Here is a 17,246-nt window from a genome sequence, read left to right on the forward strand (position 1 = left end):
ACGGTGTCGAGGAGTTGGCCCCCTGCGCACCCCCGCCCCCAGAACGAATCCAACGCGACCCGCGCGACAGCGCAACCCCCGCGCGAAGCGCAAACGCCCACCCCCACCGAGGTGAACCCAAAAACGGGCCCAGCCCCCTGAGGTATCGGCCCCCCGTCGCGTCAGCGACCCCGCAACCGCCGCACCAAAATACTCGCCTCGCCGCGAGACTCCAGATCCGCCAGAACCACCGCCACCGCCTCGCGAACGATGCGCCCACGGTCGACCGCCAGCCCATGCTCACCGCGCAGGACGAGCCGAGCGTGTTCGAGATCCATCAGCTCCTCGGCGGACACGTAGACCGTGATCTTCTCGTCGTGCCGTTCCCGACCACTCGGCCGCCGATTCGCACCGCGACCGCGCCGCCGAGAGCTGCCGCCCTGCGTTCCACCGGCCGCCGAGGCGGCCTCCGCATCCTGGCGACGGCGCCCCTTGGGCGCCTCCGCGTCGGCCACCGCCCCGCGCCCACCGTGCTCGGTCGGCGCCGACCCGTCCGTGTCGGTCTCCGATCCGGCCCGCCGCTGCCGCGGGGTCGTTTCCTCGCCGGGCGCCGTCGCCGGCGCCCCTGACTCGGCCCCCGCCCCCGGCTCACCACCGGGCGCCGGAACACGCGGCGTATCCCCGTTGACAGGGGATGCGCCGCCGGCCGGGCCGTTGGACTTGCGGGGCGCCGGGGACTGCAGCCCCGACCCCCCGGTCGTGCGGAACAATTCGTCGGCTCCGGGCAGACTCACTCGGCGTGACACCGGGCGAGCACCTCCCTGGCCAGCTGACGGTAGGCGGCGGCGCCGACGGAGTTGGACGCGTACGTGGTGATCGGTTCACCCGCGACGGTCGTCTCGGGGAAGCGCACGGTGCGGCCGATGACGGTGTGGTAGACGTGGTCGTCAAACGCTTCGACGACGCGCGCCAGGACCTCTCGGCTGTGCACGGTCCGCGAGTCGTACATCGTCGCCAGGATGCCGTCGAGTTCCAGGTCGGGGTTGAGCCGCTCCTGGACCTTCTCGATCGTCTCGGTGAGCAGGGCCACACCGCGCAGCGCGAAGAACTCGCATTCCAGCGGGACGATGACCTTGTGAGCCGCCGTCAGCGCGTTGACGGTGAGCAGGCCGAGGGAGGGCTGGCAGTCGATGACGATGTAGTCGTAGTCGGCCATCAGCGGCTTCAGCGCGCGCTGGAGCGTCGACTCGCGCGCGACCTCGCTGACCAGCTGCACCTCGGCGGCTGACAAATCGATATTGCTGGGCAGCAGGTCCATGTTCGGGACCGCTGTCTTCAGCAGCACCTCGTCGGCCGACATGCCCCGCTCCATGAGCAGGTTGTAGACCGTCAGGTCCAGTTCCATCGGGTTGACGCCGAGCCCGACGGACAGGGCGCCCTGCGGGTCGAAGTCGACGAGCAGCACCCGTCGGCCGTATTCGGCGAGCGCGGCACCCAGGTTGATGGTCGAGGTGGTCTTTCCCACCCCGCCCTTCTGGTTGCACATCGCGATGATCTTGGCGGGGCCGTGGTCCGTCAACGGTCCTGGAATCGGGAAGTAGGGAAGGGGGCGCCCGGTCGGGCCGACACGTTCGCGGCGCTGGCGGGCGGCGTCCGGCGCGAGCGTGGCCGCGTATTCGGGGTCCGGCTCGTACTCCGCGTCCGGGTCGTAGAAGTGCCCCTCGGGCAGGTCGTCGTAGTCGGCGAGCCGGGTGGGATCTGAGCCGCCCCGGTCGCCGGCCATGGCGTTCACGTGATGGCCGTCCATGCTCTGGTGGGCTGTCGTCGTGGGGCTCTGCTGGGTCGCGAAGGTGTGGACAGCGACGGAGCCGACAGCCTGGAGCCCCGAGGGACCCTGGCCCCGTGCAACCGCTCCTGGTCGTCCACCTCCGGGAGTAAATGTCGACTCATTCACAAGTCGTCTTACCTCCTTGGATGTGACCAGGAAACTTTATCGATAGGTCAGCGTGGCACTATGCCGACGGTTGGCGACTCTATGGCGTGTCGGGCGTTCGCAGCAACACAATCCGCCGGACCCGGCCCGATGTGTCGGCAATCGAACATGCCGATGTCAAGGGTGCAAGCAGCACAACCCCGAGGTTTCGAGGGTGTGCGAATCGGTTAAAGGGTTACGTTCTCGGCGAGTTGAGGACCGCCCGTGCGGTTTCGGGCGTGCGGCGTGTCGGCGAACGGCCGCGGCCGGGCCTTGTGGACAAGGCCCGGCCGGCAGTGCGTCATTGACGCGCGCTATTGACGCCTCAGCCGAGAAGCGTGCTCAGCTCGGTGGCCTCCAGGCCGTGCGCCTCGGCGACGGGACCGTAGACGACCTTGCCGTCGTGGGTGTTCAGACCCTTGGCCAGGGCGGCGTCGCGGCGCAGCGCCTCGGCCCAGCCGTTGTTCGCCAGCGACACGATGTACGGCAGCGTGGCGTTGGTCAGCGCGTACGTGGAGGTGCTGGGCACGGCGCCCGGCATGTTGGCCACGCAGTAGAAGACCGAGTTGTGGACCTGGAAGGTCGGCTCGGCGTGGGTGGTCGGACGGGAGTCCTCGAAGCAGCCGCCCTGGTCGATGGCGATGTCGACAAGGACACTTCCGGGCTTCATCTTGGCGACCAGCTCGTTGGTGACCAGCTTCGGGGCCTTGGCGCCCGGGATGAGGACCGCGCCGACGACGAGGTCGGCCTCGACGACGGCCTTCTCCAGCTCGTAGGCGTTGGAGACGATCGTCTGCACCTTGGTGCCGAAGATCCGGTCCGCCTCGCGCAGCTTGTTGATGTCCTTGTCGAGCAGGGTGACGTGGAAGCCGAGGCCCACGGCGATCTGCACGGCGTTCCAGCCGGAGACGCCGCCGCCGATGACGACGGCCTTGCCCGCGGCCACGCCCGGCACGCCGCCCGGCAGCACGCCGCGGCCGCCGGCCTGGCGCATCAGGTGGTAGGCGCCGACCTGCGGGGCGATGCGGCCCGCGACCTCGGACATCGGGGCGAGCAGCGGCAGCTGGCGGCCGGGGGTCTCGACGGTCTCGTAGGCAATGGCGGTGGTGCCGGACTCCAGGAGGGCGTCCGTGCACTCGCGGGAGGCGGCGAGGTGCAGGTAGGTGAAGAGGGTCTGGTCCTTGCGGAGGCGGTGGTACTCCTCCGCGATCGGCTCCTTGACCTTCAGCAGCAGGTCCGCGGTGGCCCAGACCTCGTCGGCGGTGTCGAGGATGTCGGCGCCGGCCGAGACGTACTCCTCGTTCGGGATGGCCGATCCGAGACCGGCGTCCTTCTCGATGAAGACCTGGTGGCCGTGGCGGACCAGCTCGTGCACACCGGCAGGCGTGATCGCCACCCGGAACTCGTTGTTCTTGACCTCGCGGGGGATGCCGACCTTCACGTCGATCACGGTCCTTGTAAGAGAGCTAGCAGGGAGAAATCCATGCATGACAAACATGCCGGGACTGACCGCGGCGTCCGCGGCCTGGCCAGTCTATTTAAGGATTCCGAGTTGTCTAGCCTTGCAAAGCATCAATTACTGAGAGAAGCACCACCGATTTCGTAGGTCACTGTGGGTGATCTGAGAGGAGACGTTCCCCTATCCCCCGGTGCAGCCTTGCGCCTGCCGGGTCACCGAGCCGGTCGAGGGTGTCCGCGATCCGCAGCTGCAGCGCCGCCTCCAGCCGTCCGTCGCGGGCCTCGGCGGCCAGCGCGAGGGCCGCGGTGCAGGTCCGCAGCGACTCCTCGGGCCGGCCCGCGTACTCCTGCACCCGCGCCGCCTCGCCGAGCGCGCGGGCCTGCCCCGCCACATCGCCCAGCCTCCGGTACGCGCCGTAGGCGGCCCGCCACTCCTTGAGCGCCTCGCCCCAGCGCGCCGCGTAGGTGTGCACCGCGCCGATCCGGCCGTGCAGCCGCGCCCCGTCCGCGTTCTCGCCGCGGGTCAGGCGCAGCTCCAGGGCCCGCCCGTACCAGTCGGCGGCCCGCTGCCAGTCCCCCAGCTCCGTGTACGTGCCGCCCAGCGACTCCAGCGCCCGTACGGTCGCGATGGGGTCCCGGACCTCGCGCGCCGCGGTCAGCGCGCCCCGGTAGCGGGCCATCGCGTCCGCGGTCCGCCCGGCCTGCGCGTCCAGGTCGCCGAGGTTGAGCAGCGCCGCGGCCCGCTCCCGCGCCAGGCCGCGCCGCTCGGCGACCTCCAGGACGAGACCGTGCAGCCCGTAGAGGTCGGGGGCCGCCGCCTCGGCGCCCTGGTGGGCGATCAGGGTACGGACGATGGCGGCCATCAGCCGCCGGTCCAGGGTGTCCAGCCCGCCTTCCTCGACGGCGATCCGGGCCGCCTCCAGGAGCGCGGGCCGGCGGCTGCGCAGCCAGGCCGCCGCCGAGGCGGTGGAGGAGAAGCGCAGTGAGCGCGGCAGGCCGGCCACCTTCTGCCGGGCCGGCGATCCGGCGGGTTCGCCGAGTGCCCGGCACGACTGGAGCAGCCGTACGGTGCGCTCCAGCATCCGTGCGCGGGCGAGCTGGATCTCGGCGGGGCGCTCCTTCTCGTGCAGCACGGCGCGTACGAGCAGGGTCAGGCAGCCGGGCATCCGGTACTGCGCCTGGAGACCGGCGCTCCCGGCCGGTGCCCCCGGCGGGTGCGGTTCCGTGCTCTCCACCGGACGCAGCAGTCCCCGGGTGGCGAAGTCCTGGAGGGCCGACTCTGCGGCGGCGACCGAGCAGCCGGCGAGGGCGGAGGCGATGTGCGCGTCCGCGAGGCCGGCCGGGGCGAGGGCGAGCAGCCGCAGGGTGCGGGCGGCGACGGGCGGCAGGGTGTCGTACACGAGGCGGAAGGCGCGGGCCAGGGGGCGGCCGCCGGCCGGTTCGTCGGCCTGCTCCGGTACGTCGCGCAGCGCCTGGAGGAGGTCGGCCACGGAGTTCTTGGGGTGTCCGGCGAGCCAGCCGCCGACCAGCACGAGCGCGGCGGGCCGGCCGCCGCACTCCTCGGCGACGGCGTCGGCGGAGCGGGGGTCGACGGTGATGCGGGTGGGGCCCGCGTACCGGCTGAGCAGTTCGACGGCGGACGCGTTGTCCAGGCCGCCCAGGGTGCAGGGCCGGACGTCCGTGATGCCGGTGAGCGGGCCCTCGGAGACCGCGACCACCAGGCAGTCCGCGGCGTCCGGCAGCAGCGGTTCGACCTGCTCGGCCCCGGCCGCGTCGTCCAGCAGGAGCAGCGCGCGGCGCTCGGCGAGGGCGGTGCGCAGCGCCTCGGTCAGCTCGTCCTCGGCGGCGCCGGGCTGGACGGGGGCGCCGAGTTCGGTGAGCAGTTCGCGGGCGACGAGGTCGAGGGGTACGGGGCCGCCGCCCGGGGTGCTCAGGGTGGCGCGCAGCACTCCGTCGGGGTAGTCGTCGGCGAGTTGCCGTGCCAGTTCGGCGGCGAGGGCGCTGCGGCCGGAGCCGGGGCGCCCGGCGATCAGCAGGACGCGGCTGCGGGCGCCGCGGCGGCCGGAGAGGGTGTCCAGGCCGGTGCGGGCGATGTCCGCGCGGAGGGCTTTCAGTTCGCGGCGGCGGCCGATGAAGCCGCCGGCCGCGGTGGCGGCGGGCGGCACGGTCCGGCGGGCGGGGGGCCGGCGGCTGCCGGGGCGGTCCGGGGCGGTGTGCCCGCCCGGGTCCCGGCCGGCGGCGGTGCGGTCGGTGGCGGATTCCGCGGCCGTGCCGTCCGGTTCCGGTTCCGTCCGCCGCGCCGCCGTCGCGGGCGCGCCCGCCTTCCCCGGCGGGACATGCTCCTTGCCCACCGCCTGATCCGCCACGGGTCACGCTCCCGTCCACCTGCGCTTACGAGCCCGCCGCGGTCGCGAACGGGGACGCTGTCGAGCGTAGTTCACGACCCGTCACGCACCCTGTGGAGCACGACGGTTGAGTCACCCGTCCGGATCAGCGCATCATCGGACCGCAGGGCCGCGCAGGGGGCGCGGACGGTACGCGGAGCGGGCTCAGGCCTCGAACGGGCGGGCGGGCCACGGCGCGTCGGCCGGGCGCAGCGCGTCCAGGCCGCTGCCCGCGCGGGCGGCGGCGAGTGCGAGGACGCCCACCACCAGGCAGTTGTTGTGCAGTTCACCGGCGAGCGCGCCACGCACCAGCTCGTCGAACGGCACCCGCGCCAGCTCCATGTCGGCCTCCTCCTCGGAGACCTCGAAGCGCTCGCCCTCCGCCTCGGACAGCTCGCGGGCGAGGAAGATCCGTACGGCCTCGTCGCAGCCGCCGGGGGTGGTGTAGACGTCGGTCAGTACCCGCCAGTTCTCCGCCTTGACGTGTGCTTCCTCGTACAGCTCGCGCTGGACGGCGTGCAGCGGGTTCTCGCCGGGGACGTCCAGGAGTCCGGCCGGGATCTCCCAGAGCTTGTGCCGCACGGGGTGGCGGTACTGGCGCAGGACCAGCACCCGGTCCTCCTCGTCGAGCGCGACGACGGCCACCGAGCCGGGGTGGACCTGGTAGTCGCGGGTGGCCGTGGAGCCGTCCGGCATGACGACCTCGTCCGTACGCATGCTGGTCTTGTTGCCGGTGAACGGTGTCGCGGTCGAGGTGACCCGCCACGCTTCCGGGGTGTCCTGGATGGCCATGTACGTCCTTCCGCAAAGCAGTCGACCGGGGCGCCCGGCCGTGAAAGGCCAGGTGCCCCGGTCAACCGTACCGGGCGGCCGGTCCCTTCCCGCGCGCTCGGCGGGACGGGACCGGCCGCCGCGGGTCAGGCCTTGGCGCCCTTCTTGTCACCGGCCGCCGCACCGGTCTTGCGCTCGACGGCCGCCTTCACCAGGCCGGCGAAGAGCGGGTGCGGGCGGGTCGGGCGGGAGCGCAGCTCCGGGTGCGCCTGGGTGGCGACCAGGTAGGGGTGCGCCTCGCGCGGGTACTCGACGTACTCGACCAGCTTGTTGTCCGGGGAGGTGCCGGAGAACAGCAGGCCGGCCTTCTTCTCCAGCTCGCCGCGGTAGGCGTTGTTGACCTCGTAGCGGTGGCGGTGGCGCTCCTCGACGTACGGCTGGTCGTCGTAGACCTCGCGCACGATCGATCCTTCGGCCAGCTTGGCCGGGTACATGCCCAGCCGCATGGTGCCGCCCATGTCGCCCTCGCCCGCGACGATGTCCATCTGCTCGGCCATGGTGGAGATGACCGGGTCGGCGGCGGCCGGGTCGAACTCGGTGGAGTTCGCGCCCTCGATGCCGGCCAGGTTGCGGGCCGCCTCGATGACCACGCACTGCAGGCCCAGGCACAGGCCCAGCAGCGGCAGCTTGTTCTCGCGGGCGTAGGTGATGGCGCCGACCTTGCCGTCCACGCCGCGGTCGCCGAAGCCGCCGGGGATGCAGACCGCGTCGCAGTCGGCGAGCTGCTGCTTGGCGCCCGCCGGGGTCTTGCAGTCGTCGGAGGTGACCCACTTGATCTTCACGCGGGCCTTGTTGGCGAAGCCGCCGGCGCGCAGCGCCTCGGTGACCGACAGGTAGGCGTCGGGCAGGTCGATGTACTTGCCGACCAGCGCGACCTTCACCTCGTGGTCGGGGTTGTGCACCCGGTCCAGCAGGTCGGCCCAGACGGTCCAGTCCACGTCGCGGAACGGCAGGTCCAGCTTGCGCACGACGTAGGCGTCCAGGCCCTCGGCGTGTACGACCTTGGGGATGTCGTAGATGGAGGGGGCGTCCGGGCAGGCGATGACGGCGGCCTCGTCCACGTCGCACATCAGCGAGATCTTGCGCTTGATGGCGGTGGGCACCTCGCGGTCGGCGCGCAGCACGATGGCGTCGGGCTGGATGCCGATGTTGCGCAGCGCCGCGACCGAGTGCTGGGTCGGCTTGGTCTTCAGCTCGCCGGAGGGGCCGATGTAGGGCAGCAGCGAGATGTGCACGACGAAGACGTTGTCCCGGCCGACCTCGTGGCGGACCTGGCGGACGGTCTCCAGGAACGGCAGCGACTCGATGTCGCCGACGGTGCCGCCGACCTCGGTGATGACGACGTCGACGTCCTCGTGGGCCAGCCGGCGGATGCGGTGCTTGATCTCGTTGGTGATGTGCGGGATGACCTGCACGGTGTCACCGAGGTACTCGCCGCGCCGCTCCTTGGCGATCACGGTGTTGTAGACCTGGCCGGTGGTGACGTTCGCGGAGCCGTCGAGGTCGACGTCCAGGAAGCGCTCGTAGTGGCCGATGTCCAGGTCGGTCTCGGCGCCGTCGTTGGTGACGAAGACCTCGCCGTGCTGGAACGGGTTCATCGTGCCGGGGTCGACGTTCAGGTACGGGTCGAGCTTTTGCATCGTGACCCGCAGGCCCCGCGCCTTGAGCAGCGCGCCCAGGCTGGAGGCGGTGAGGCCCTTGCCGAGCGAGGAGGCGACGCCCCCGGTGACGAAGAGATGCTTGGTCGTCGTGGATTTGGGCGGCATGGCCAAGAGGGGGCTCCCGTGGTCGCGTGGTGAAGAGGTGCGAATCAGCCACCCACTGCGGTTTTCAGGGGTGCCGTCGCTGCGGTCGGGGGTGCCTGTGACTTGCGCCGGGCCCACCGGTCCACGGGGTACCAGGCTATCAGCGACCGGGCATGGTCGTGCCCGGCGACGCTCGCGCCGCACACGTACGGCCGTCCCGCACGGGGCGCGCGGGCCCTCGCGTGACCCAGGCCACCCGTTCGGCGCAGTGCTGTCTTCCCGCAGCGGCAAGCGGATCACTGCCGTGCGTCGTATCCTGCTCGGACACTCGCCACGGGCCGTCCGGCAAGGCACCACCCCCGCCCGATTTCCGGACTTGCTGCTCGTCGGAGTTTCATGGGCAGGACGGACAAGATCACACGTCCCATGGGGGGCGTCACTCCAGTTCGACGGGAGATGCACGTGGCCGGGCGCATCGAGGACTACGCACTCATCGGCGATATGCAGACCGCCGCTCTTGTGTGCCGGGACGGCACGGTGGATTGGCTGTGTCTGCCCCGCTTCGACTCACCCGCGGTCTTCGCAGGACTGCTGGGCACGGAAGAGAACGGTTTCTGGCGGCTGGGGCCCGCGCACAGCCCCGAGGGCGGGCCGCTGCCCGCCGACCGCCGCCGCTACCGGGGCGACTCGCTCGTCCTGGAGTCCGAGTGGGACACCCCGCGCGGCACCGTGCGCGTCATCGACTTCATGCCGCCGCGCGAGGACGCGACGCCGCAGCTGATCCGCATCGTGGAAGGCGTCAGCGGGCGGGTGCCGATGCGTTCGGCGCTGCGCATGAGGTTCTCCTACGGCTGGGTGGTGCCGTGGGTCCACAAGGTCGACGAGCGCACCGTCGCGGTCGCGGGCCCCGACGCGGTGTGGCTGGACACGGAGGCCGAGACCTACGGCCGGGACCTGACGACGTACGCGGACTTCACGGTCGGCCCGGGCGAGCGGATCGCCTTCACGATCAGCTGGCAGCCCTCGCACAGCCGCCCGCCGGGCCTGCCGGAGCCGGAGGCGGCGCTGGAGGCGACCGAGGGCTTCTGGCGCGAGTGGGTCGACCACTGCACGTACCACGGCCCGTACCGGGACGCGGTGGTGCGCTCGCTGATCACGCTCAAGGCCCTCACCTACGCGCCGACCGGCGGCATCGTCGCGGCGCCCACCACTTCGCTGCCCGAGGACATCGGCGGCTCCCGCAACTGGGACTACCGCTTCACCTGGCTGCGGGACGCGGCGATCACCCTGTCCTCGCTGCTGCGCACCGGCTACCGGGAAGAGGCCCGCGCCTGGCGCGAGTGGCTGCTGCGCGCGGTCGCGGGCGACCCGGAGAACCTGCAGATCATGTACGGGATCGCGGGCGAGCGGGAACTCGGCGAGAACGAGCTGACCTGGCTGACCGGGTACGAGAACTCCCAGCCGGTCCGGGTCGGCAACGGCGCCGCCGGGCAGCTCCAGCTCGATGTGTACGGCGAGGTCACCGAGGCGCTGCACCTGGCGCACAACACGGGCCTGGCCCGCAACGACTACGCCTCGCTGCTCCAGCTCAAGCTGATCCAGTGGGTGGAGAAGCACTGGGACGAGCCGGACGAGGGCATCTGGGAGGTGCGCGGCCCGCGCCGCCACTTCGTGCACTCCAAGGTGATGACCTGGGTCGCGGTGGACCGCACGATCAAGCTGATCGAGTCGGGTGACGTGGACGGCCCGCTGGACCGCTGGCGGCAGCTGCGCGAGACGATCCACCGGGAGGTGTGCGCCAAGGGCTACGACCCGGAGCGCAACACCTTCACGCAGTCCTACGGCTCCAAGGAGCTGGACGCCTCGCTGCTGCTGATCCCGCAGATGGGCTTCCTGCCGCCGGACGACAAGCGGGTCATCGGCACCATCGAGGCCATCCAGCGGGAGCTGGGCACCGAGGACGGCTTCGTGCTGCGCTACCCGACCTCGGGCGAGGACGCGGGCGTGGACGGCCTGGAGGGCGACGAGGGCGCGTTCCTGGCGTGCTCGTTCTGGCTGGCCGACGACCTGGCGATGATCGGGCGGGTCGAGGAGGCCCGCATCCTGTTCGAGAAGCTGCTCTCGCTCCGCAACGACCTGGGGCTGCTGGCCGAGGAGTGGGACTCCCGCCTCCAGCGGCAGGTGGGCAACTTCCCGCAGGCGTTCAGCCACGTCCCGCTGATCGACACGGCGCTGCGGCTGACGGCCAGCGGCGCGTACGGCGGGTAGCCGGCACGCGAGCGGAGCGAGGGGTCACGGCCGGTGCCGTGACCCCTCGCTCGTTCCGCGCCTTTCGTCAGAAGGCCGTCAGAAGGCCGTCAGCGTGAGCGTCATCTCGCGCGGCGCGCCGTCCTCGATGTACGAGGCGAAGTTGCCGACGTCGTCGAAGGCGAAGCCGTAGGCCTTGCCGTCGGCGGACTGTTCGTGCAGCAGCCGCGCGTAGTGGTTGGCGAGTTGGCCCTTGTAGAAGGTGCCCGGGTTGGTGGTGGGCTGGGCCGCGTGGTCGGCGAGCGTGGCGCGGTTGAGGGCGGCGCCGAGCACCGCGGCGACCGGGCCGCGCAGTCCGTCGTTGGGGGCTTGCAGGGTGCCGTGACAGAAGAGCACGTCGCGGGTGGAGGGCTTGGCGATGGAGAACTGGGCGGGGCCGCGGAAATTGAACTGGCCGCCGCTGACCCGGCCGGTGAAGGTGCCCCGGTTGGTGGTGACCTTCAGGTCCTTGGAGGTGTACGCGTTCCAGGAGCGGTCGATGTACGGCGCCAGGTAGTTGCCGTCGAACAGCCCGGCGTCCAGGCCGTGACTGGGGGCGATGACGCGCTTGTCGCCGACGACGAGCTTGCCGAAGCCCGGCGTACGGCCGATCTCGGAGAAGATACGGGAGCGGGCACCGGCCTTGAGCGCCCCGGCCGTCTGGTCCCGGGCGCCGACGAGGCGGATGGACATCGGGACGCTGAACATGTCGACGGCCGTGGTGTTGCAGTGCATGCCGGCCTGGTCGTACGTGAACTCCGCGCAGTCGTGCACGATCTGGTAGTTGGGGTCGCCGGACACCCAGCCGGCGGGGTAGGCCAGCGCGGGCTTGCCGTTGCCGTCCTTCACGGCCTTGAACTTGAGCTTGCTGCCGAGCGAGGCGTAGACGCGCCCGGACATCCGCGGGATGTGCAGGGTGGTGTTGCCGTTCGCGGCGAGCGGTATGCCGTAGTCGGTGAAGCCGTCCGGGCGGTTGTCGGAGAGGGCGATGGGCTTGATCTCACCGTTCGCGGTGACCCGTACCTGCTGGCCACCGGTGTTGCCGACGATGTAGATCCAGATGGCGTTGTTGGCGTAGCGACCGGTCCGGTTGACGACGTGCAGCGGCAGTCCGGCCGCCGCCGCGCCGGCGAGCGGGGCGGCTCCGGCGGTGCGGGCGAGCAGCCCGGCACCGGCTCCGGCGGCGGCGCTCGCGGCGAGGCCGCCGAGGATGGTTCGACGGGAGATCATGCGGTGGCTCCTTGCTGTACGGATACGGACACGTGGTCGACGAGCAGGGAGCCGCCGGGGCGTGTCGCGTTCGTGGGGGTGGCGCGGCCCGCGACGCCGTCCGGGAAGGCGCCGCCCATCGCGAGGTTGAGCAGGATGAAGTGGCCGTGGTGGGTGGTCTTCGCCCAGGTGCCGGCGTCCATGTCGGCGGAGCTGACGGTGTGGAAGCGCTGCCCGTCGACGGACCAGTGGAGGTATTCGGTGGAGCCGGTGCGGTCCAGTTCCAGGGCGTACGTGTGGAAGCCGGCCTGGCAGGAGGCGCCGGGGCAGACCCGGGAATTGCCCTTGCCCTGGGACTCGTTGCAGGGGCCGCCGGGGTTGACGCCGCAGTGCAGTACGCCCCAGACGCGGTTGGCCCCGTTGACGTTCTCCATGATGTCGTACTCGCCGATGCCCGGCCAGTTCCAGTACTTGCCGCGGAATTCGGCGCCGAGCGTCCAGAACGCCGGCCAGTAGCCGAGCGCGGCGTCGCCGGAGACGTCCGGCATCTTGACGCGCGCCTCGATGCGCAGTTTGCCGCGGGCCGGGGCGGCGAAGTCGGTGCGGCGGGTCTCGATGCGGCCCGAGGTCCAGGTGGCACCGTTCTTCAGGGCGGTGATCTTCAGGTGGCCGGCGCCGTCGAGTTGCAGGTTTTCGGGGCGGTCGGTGTAGGTCTGGCGTTCGCCGGTGCCCCAGTTGGCGGGGCCGCCCGGGTAGCCCGTGCCGGTGTCGGTGATCCAGTCGGCGGAGGACGGGCGGGAGCCGGCGGGGCCGTTGAAGTCGGTGCGCCAGACCTCCGCGAACTTGGCCGCCGGTACGCCGGCCGACGCGGCGGGCAGGGCGGGCGGCCAGGCGAGGACCAGGGCGAAGGCGGCGCCGAGCGAGCCGAGCAGGGCCGCGGTTCTCGCCCGGGGCCGCCTTCGTCGGGGTGGTTTCGCGTTCATGACATGTGCTCCTCGTCAAGGTGGGGGTGGCTGAGGAGTTCCGTGTGCGCACGCGGCCTGGGAGGGTTGAGAGCGCTCTCACGCCGTGTAGGGGCACACAGTGCCGACTTCCCGCCGAGCCGTCAAGGCTTGGCATGACCGCAGGAGTTGGCCCGTTTTCGACTTCGGGGGTTCAATGGTGCATACATCGAATGGCGGGCGTCCGACACTGGAGGCGGTCGCCGCGCGGGCCGGCGTCTCGCGCGCCACGGTCTCCCGCGTGGTCAACGGCGGTGCCGGAGTGCGCGACGAGGTGCGCGAACGGGTCCGGCGCGCCGTCACCGACCTGGGGTACGTACCGAACAGCGCGGCCCGCTCGCTGGTGACCCGCCGTACCGGCGCGGTCGCCGTGGTGATCGCCGAGCCGGAATCCCGGGTCTTCGCCGACCCGTTCTTCGGCCGCCAACTGCGCGGCGTCAGCCGCGCCTTGTCGGCCGCCGACGTCCAACTGCTACTGCTCCTGCAGGAGACCCGCGCCGACTTCGACCGTATCGGCCGCTACCTGTCCGCCGGGCACGTCGACGGCGTGCTGATGTTCTCGCTGCACCGCGACGACCCGCTGCCCGCCATGGCCGAGGCGTCCGGCCTGCCCACGGTCTACGGCGGCCGTCCCGGCTGGGCGGGCGCCGAGCACGCGCTGTACGTCGACACCGACAACCGCGACGGCGCCCGGCAGGCCGTACGCCATCTCCGCGCCCGCGGCCGCCGCCGGATCGCCGTGATCACCGGCCCGCTCGACCAGACCTCCGCCCAGGACCGCCTGGACGGCTACCGCGACGCGCTGGCCCCCGCCGCGGCCGACCCGCGGCTGATCGCGGACGGCGGCTTCACCGCCCCGGGCGGCGAGCGCGCGATGGCCGGGCTGCTGGCCGCCGCACCGGACCTGGACGGCGTCTTCGTCTGCTCGGACCTGATGGCCTCCGGGGCGCTGCGGACCCTGCGGGCGCACGGCCGCCGGGTGCCGGAGGACGTCGGTGTGGTCGGGTACGACGATCTGGACCCTGCCGCGTGGACGGACCCGCCGCTGACCACGGTCCGCCAGGACGTGGAGGAGATGGGCGGCCTGATGGCGCGGCTGCTGCTGCGGCGAATGGAGGCGGGCCCGGACGCCGCCCGAGACGGACTGTCCCCGGTGGTCACGGCGGCGACGCTGGTGGTCAGGGAGTCGGCGTGAGCGCGCCCGCGGCCCGGTACGTCCGGATAGCGGACTGCGGGTACCGTTCGACGCCATGGGGCCGGAAGCGAAGATCGAAGCGGTGATCACGGTACGCAGGGCACTGGAGCTGCCCGCGCTGCGGCGCGGGCTGCCCGAGGTGCTGGCCGGCGAGGACCGTCTCGACCGCGCCGTACGCTGGGTGCACGCGGGCGAGGTGCCGCACATCGCCTCGCTGCTCAAGGGCGGCGAGCTGCTGCTGACCACCGGCCTCGGCCTGGGCACCCGCCCCTCCGAACAGCGCGCCTTCGTGCGCGAGCTGGCCGACCGCGAGATCGCCGCCCTCGTCGTGGAGCTGGGCTCCCGCTTCGAGGCGCTGCCGTCCGCCGTCGTCGACAGCGCGCGGGCCTGCGGACTGCCGCTGGTGCAGCTGCACCGCGAGGTCCCCTACGTCGCCGTCACAGAAGAGATCCACACCGAGCTGGTCAACAGCCACTACCTGCTGCTGCGGCAGGCCGACGAGCTGCTGCGCAGCTGTACGGACGTCCTGCTGCGCGGCGGCGGCGCCCCCGAGGTACTGCGGCGGCTGGCCGCCTTCACCGGCAACCCGCTCTGCCTGGAGGCGCCCGACGGCAGCCCCCTGTACGCAGCGGGCCCCGACGACGGCGGCGCCGCGGACGCCGACCCCCTCCAGGCGTGGGAGGGGCTGCGCGAGACCGGCCTGCGGGTGGACGTGCCCGGCGGCGGGCCCGGCGCCGACGCCGTACGCGCCCGCCTGGTCCTGCTCCCCGTCAACGCGCCCGTCGCGCCGGTGCACCGGATCGCCGCCGGACGCGCCGCCGACCTGCTGGCCGTCGTGATGCTCCAGTCCCGTCAGGAAGAGGTACTGGCGGCGCGCGGGCGCGGCGACTTCCTGGCCGACCTGGCGGAGGGACGGATCACCCCCGGCGAAGCACCGGCGCAGGCGCGCATGCTGGGCTTCCGGCCGGGCGGCGAACCGATCGTGCCGGTGGTCATGCACCTGCCCTCCCAGCTCCCGGCGCCCGGCAGCTGGGCGGTGCTGGCCCGCGCCCTGCGCGAGGAACTGGCCGCCCTGGGCGTGCCCGTCCTCCTCGGCGTACGGCCCGTCGAAGGCCGGGTGCCGCTGCTGGTGGCGCTGCGCGCGAGCCAGGACCGTACGGCCGTCGCCGACCGGGTCGCCGAGGCGCTGCGCGCGGGCGTCGTACGGGCCGGGGCGGACCGGCCGGCGGCGCGGCGCCCGGTGGTCGTGGTCGGCGCCGCGGGCGACTGGCCGGCGGCGGGTCCCGGGTTGCGGCACGCCACCGAGGCGGCGGCCGCCGCGCAGGGCCTGCCGGAACAGCCCTGGCACGACGCGCGCCGGCTGGACATCGAACTGCTGCTGTGGCGGATGCGCGAACACGGCGAACAGGGTGTCCTGACGGACTTCGTGGACCGCGCCATCGGTCCACTGCTCGTCCACGACCGCTCCGCCCGCCAGCCGCTGCTGCCGACGCTGGAGGCGTACCTGGCCAGCGCCGGACGCAAGGCGGAGACGGCCCGCGACCTGAACGTCAACCGGCAGACCCTGTACGACCGGCTGGCCCGCATCGCCCAGCTGCTGGGCACGGACCTGGACGACCCGCAGACGGTCCTCGGCCTGCGACTCGCGTTGCGGGCCAGGCGGCATACGGACCGGGGGTGAGCGGCTGTGCTCGTACGGGAGCGGTGCGGGCCGGTGGGACCGGTACGGGGCTGGCGCGGGACCGGTACGGGCGCAGCGTGAGCGCCCGGTCTCGTGCGGGGCCGGTCAGGCCCGCAGCGTCTCGGCCGCTGCGCCGATGCCCAGCACCACCAGGTAGGCCTCGCCCACCAGTCATACGGTCATGAACGCGGCGTACCAGCGCTGCAAAGCCGCCGCCGGCCCGGCTGCGGCAGCGACGGCCCAGACCAGCGACCGGGGCACCCTCCGCGTTCCGGGGGGCCTTCCGGCGGCCCGGAGCCCCTCCGCGGCCCGGGGGCCTGTCCCGTGGGAGCCTCAGCGCTCCCGCCGCTGCATCAGCTCGTCGTACACGCTCAGTACCTGTGCGACCGTGGCGTCCTCGGTCGGCCAGCCCGCGGCCTGGGCGCGGCCGGCCGCGGCGAGGGCGTCCCGGCGGGCGGGGTCGGCGAGCAGGGCCAGGACCGCGCGGGCGAGGGCGGCGGCGTCGCCGTACGGGACCAGTTCGGCGGCGCGGCCGACCAGTTCGCGGGTGCCGCCGACGTCCGTGGCCACCAGCGGCACGCCGGCCCGCAGCGCCTCCTGGGCGATCAGCGAGCGGGCCTCCCAGCGGCTGGGCAGCACCAGGAGGTCGGCGGCGGCGAGGAGTTCGGGTACGTCGTCGCGGCGACCGAGCAGGCGCACCGGCAGCCCTTCGGCGTCGATGCGCCGCTGGAGCGCCTCGCGCTGCCCGCCCTCCCCCGCCACCACGACCATCGGCTGCGGGTCCAGCGCGCACCAGGCGTGTGCCGCGTCCAGCAGGAGGTCGTGCCCCTGATGCGTCTCCAGGCGGCCGACGACGAGGATCAAGGGGCGGTCCACCGCGCCCAGTTCGGCGCGCTGCTTGTGGGCCGGGCGGTCCTCCGCCATGAGCGGGCGGCCGCCCGGCCGGGGCCCCGGGATCGCGACGGGGGCCAGGCGCGCGTCGCGGGCGCCGCGTTCGCGCGCCCGGTCCACCAGGTCCGAGCAGGCGCCCAGGACGACCGCGGCGGCCCGCGCCACCCGCCGTTCCAGCAGGTGGACGAGGCGGGCCCGCGCCCCGTCCGTATGCGCCTTGGTGTGCCAGGTGACCACCAGGGGGACCTGGCGGCCCCGCGGGCCCTGGAGGGCCAACGAGGCGCGCAGGCCCGCCCGCAGACCGTGCGCGTGCACGAGGTCGGCGTCCCCGCACACGGCCCGCAGCGAGGCGACGCTCGCCGGATCGGCACGCGGCGGGACCGGTACGAACCGCGCCCCCGCGTCCGTGTAGGCGTACGTGTCCTCGGCGGCCGGGGAGGCGCACACCGTCACCCGGACCCCGCGGGCCACCAGCCCGGCGGCCAGCGAACGCACATGGGCGGCGCTGCCCGCGCTGCCCCGGCCCAGCACCTGGACCGTGCGCAGCGGCGACTGTCCGTGTGGCGGGGCCGGTGTGCTGGTCACGTGGGCGGTACTCCTGGGGGTCGGTGGGC

General features: G+C 72.9%; 12 protein-coding genes. 3 read left to right on the top strand and 9 right to left on the bottom strand.

Annotated features, from left to right (window positions below; all coding sequences use genetic code 11):
- Positions 1-161: 161 nt before the first annotated feature.
- The 6 genes from ACFV57_RS38725 to ACFV57_RS38750 form a co-directional block, all read right to left on the bottom strand.
- Positions 162-773 carry a hypothetical protein gene (locus ACFV57_RS38725; protein ID WP_385242652.1) on the bottom strand — a complete coding sequence of 204 codons (612 nt, stop codon included), beginning with the start codon at positions 771-773 and terminating at the stop codon, positions 162-164.
- On the bottom strand, positions 770-1,786 hold the full coding sequence (locus ACFV57_RS38730; RefSeq protein WP_030019435.1) for a ParA family protein: 1,017 nt from the start codon (positions 1,784-1,786) through the stop codon (positions 770-772). The genes ACFV57_RS38725 and ACFV57_RS38730 overlap by 4 nt, the downstream gene beginning before the upstream one ends.
- Before the next feature lie 490 nt (positions 1,787-2,276).
- A complete protein-coding gene (gene ald, locus ACFV57_RS38735) occupies positions 2,277-3,392 on the bottom strand; it encodes an alanine dehydrogenase (protein WP_385242731.1) in 1,116 nt (371 codons plus the stop codon).
- Positions 3,393-3,558: 166 nt separating this feature from the next.
- A complete protein-coding gene (locus tag ACFV57_RS38740) occupies positions 3,559-5,574 on the bottom strand; it encodes a tetratricopeptide repeat protein (protein WP_385242733.1) in 2,016 nt (671 codons plus the stop codon).
- Between the two features lie 384 nt (positions 5,575-5,958).
- Entirely contained in the window at positions 5,959-6,585 is a 627-nt protein-coding gene (locus tag ACFV57_RS38745; RefSeq protein ID WP_385242656.1) for an NUDIX domain-containing protein, read from the bottom strand.
- A 125-nt stretch (positions 6,586-6,710) separates the two neighbouring features.
- Positions 6,711-8,390, bottom strand: coding sequence for a CTP synthase (locus ACFV57_RS38750; RefSeq protein ID WP_385242659.1), 1,680 nt, complete (start codon positions 8,388-8,390; stop codon positions 6,711-6,713).
- Positions 8,391-8,825: 435 nt separating this feature from the next.
- Between ACFV57_RS38750 and ACFV57_RS38755 the strand changes: the two genes are divergently transcribed.
- A complete protein-coding gene (locus tag ACFV57_RS38755) occupies positions 8,826-10,637 on the top strand; it encodes a glycoside hydrolase family 15 protein (protein WP_385242662.1) in 1,812 nt (603 codons plus the stop codon).
- Positions 10,638-10,715: 78 nt separating this feature from the next.
- On the opposite strand, the gene ACFV57_RS38760 is transcribed toward ACFV57_RS38755, so the two are convergent.
- Both ACFV57_RS38760 and ACFV57_RS38765 read right to left on the bottom strand, forming a co-directional pair.
- Entirely contained in the window at positions 10,716-11,885 is a 1,170-nt protein-coding gene (locus ACFV57_RS38760; protein WP_385242665.1) for a beta-1,3-glucanase family protein, read from the bottom strand.
- A complete protein-coding gene (locus tag ACFV57_RS38765) occupies positions 11,882-12,847 on the bottom strand; it encodes a glycoside hydrolase family 16 protein (RefSeq protein WP_385242668.1) in 966 nt (321 codons plus the stop codon). The genes ACFV57_RS38760 and ACFV57_RS38765 overlap by 4 nt, the downstream gene beginning before the upstream one ends.
- A gap of 175 nt (positions 12,848-13,022) precedes the next feature.
- On the opposite strand from ACFV57_RS38765, the gene ACFV57_RS38770 reads away from it, so the two are divergent.
- The gene (locus ACFV57_RS38770; protein ID WP_385242671.1) at positions 13,023-14,060 is read left to right on the top strand and encodes a LacI family DNA-binding transcriptional regulator; all 1,038 of its coding nucleotides are present in this window, start codon (positions 13,023-13,025) and stop codon (positions 14,058-14,060) included.
- Between the two features lie 55 nt (positions 14,061-14,115).
- On the top strand, positions 14,116-15,741 hold the full coding sequence (locus ACFV57_RS38775; RefSeq protein ID WP_385242674.1) for a PucR family transcriptional regulator: 1,626 nt from the start codon (positions 14,116-14,118) through the stop codon (positions 15,739-15,741).
- Positions 15,742-16,074: 333 nt separating this feature from the next.
- Here ACFV57_RS38775 and ACFV57_RS38780 read toward each other — a convergent pair whose 3' ends face one another.
- Positions 16,075-17,217 (bottom strand): glycosyltransferase family 4 protein, encoded by a 1,143-nt coding sequence (locus ACFV57_RS38780; protein WP_385242677.1) that lies wholly within the window; start codon positions 17,215-17,217, stop codon positions 16,075-16,077.
- Positions 17,218-17,246 lie beyond the last annotated feature (29 nt).

The sequence above is a fragment of the Streptomyces sp. NPDC059788 genome (genome assembly GCF_042732265.1).
Taxonomy (GTDB): Bacteria; Actinomycetota; Actinomycetes; order Streptomycetales; family Streptomycetaceae; genus Streptomyces.

Excerpts from the sequence above, each read along its gene's own strand:
- ACFV57_RS38730 (WP_030019435.1), bottom strand. The coding sequence starts at position 1,786 with ATGGACGGCCATCACGTGAACGCCATGGCCGGCGACCGGGGCGGCTCA.
- ACFV57_RS38745 (WP_385242656.1), bottom strand. The coding sequence starts at position 6,585 with ATGGCCATCCAGGACACCCCGGAAGCGTGGCGGGTCACCTCGACCGCG.
- ACFV57_RS38750 (WP_385242659.1), bottom strand. The coding sequence starts at position 8,390 with ATGCCGCCCAAATCCACGACGACCAAGCATCTCTTCGTCACCGGGGGC.
- ACFV57_RS38755 (WP_385242662.1), top strand. The coding sequence starts at position 8,826 with ATGCACGTGGCCGGGCGCATCGAGGACTACGCACTCATCGGCGATATG.
- ACFV57_RS38760 (WP_385242665.1), bottom strand. The coding sequence starts at position 11,885 with ATGATCTCCCGTCGAACCATCCTCGGCGGCCTCGCCGCGAGCGCCGCC.
- ACFV57_RS38765 (WP_385242668.1), bottom strand. The coding sequence starts at position 12,847 with ATGAACGCGAAACCACCCCGACGAAGGCGGCCCCGGGCGAGAACCGCG.
- ACFV57_RS38770 (WP_385242671.1), top strand. The coding sequence starts at position 13,023 with ATGGTGCATACATCGAATGGCGGGCGTCCGACACTGGAGGCGGTCGCC.
- ACFV57_RS38775 (WP_385242674.1), top strand. The coding sequence starts at position 14,116 with ATGGGGCCGGAAGCGAAGATCGAAGCGGTGATCACGGTACGCAGGGCA.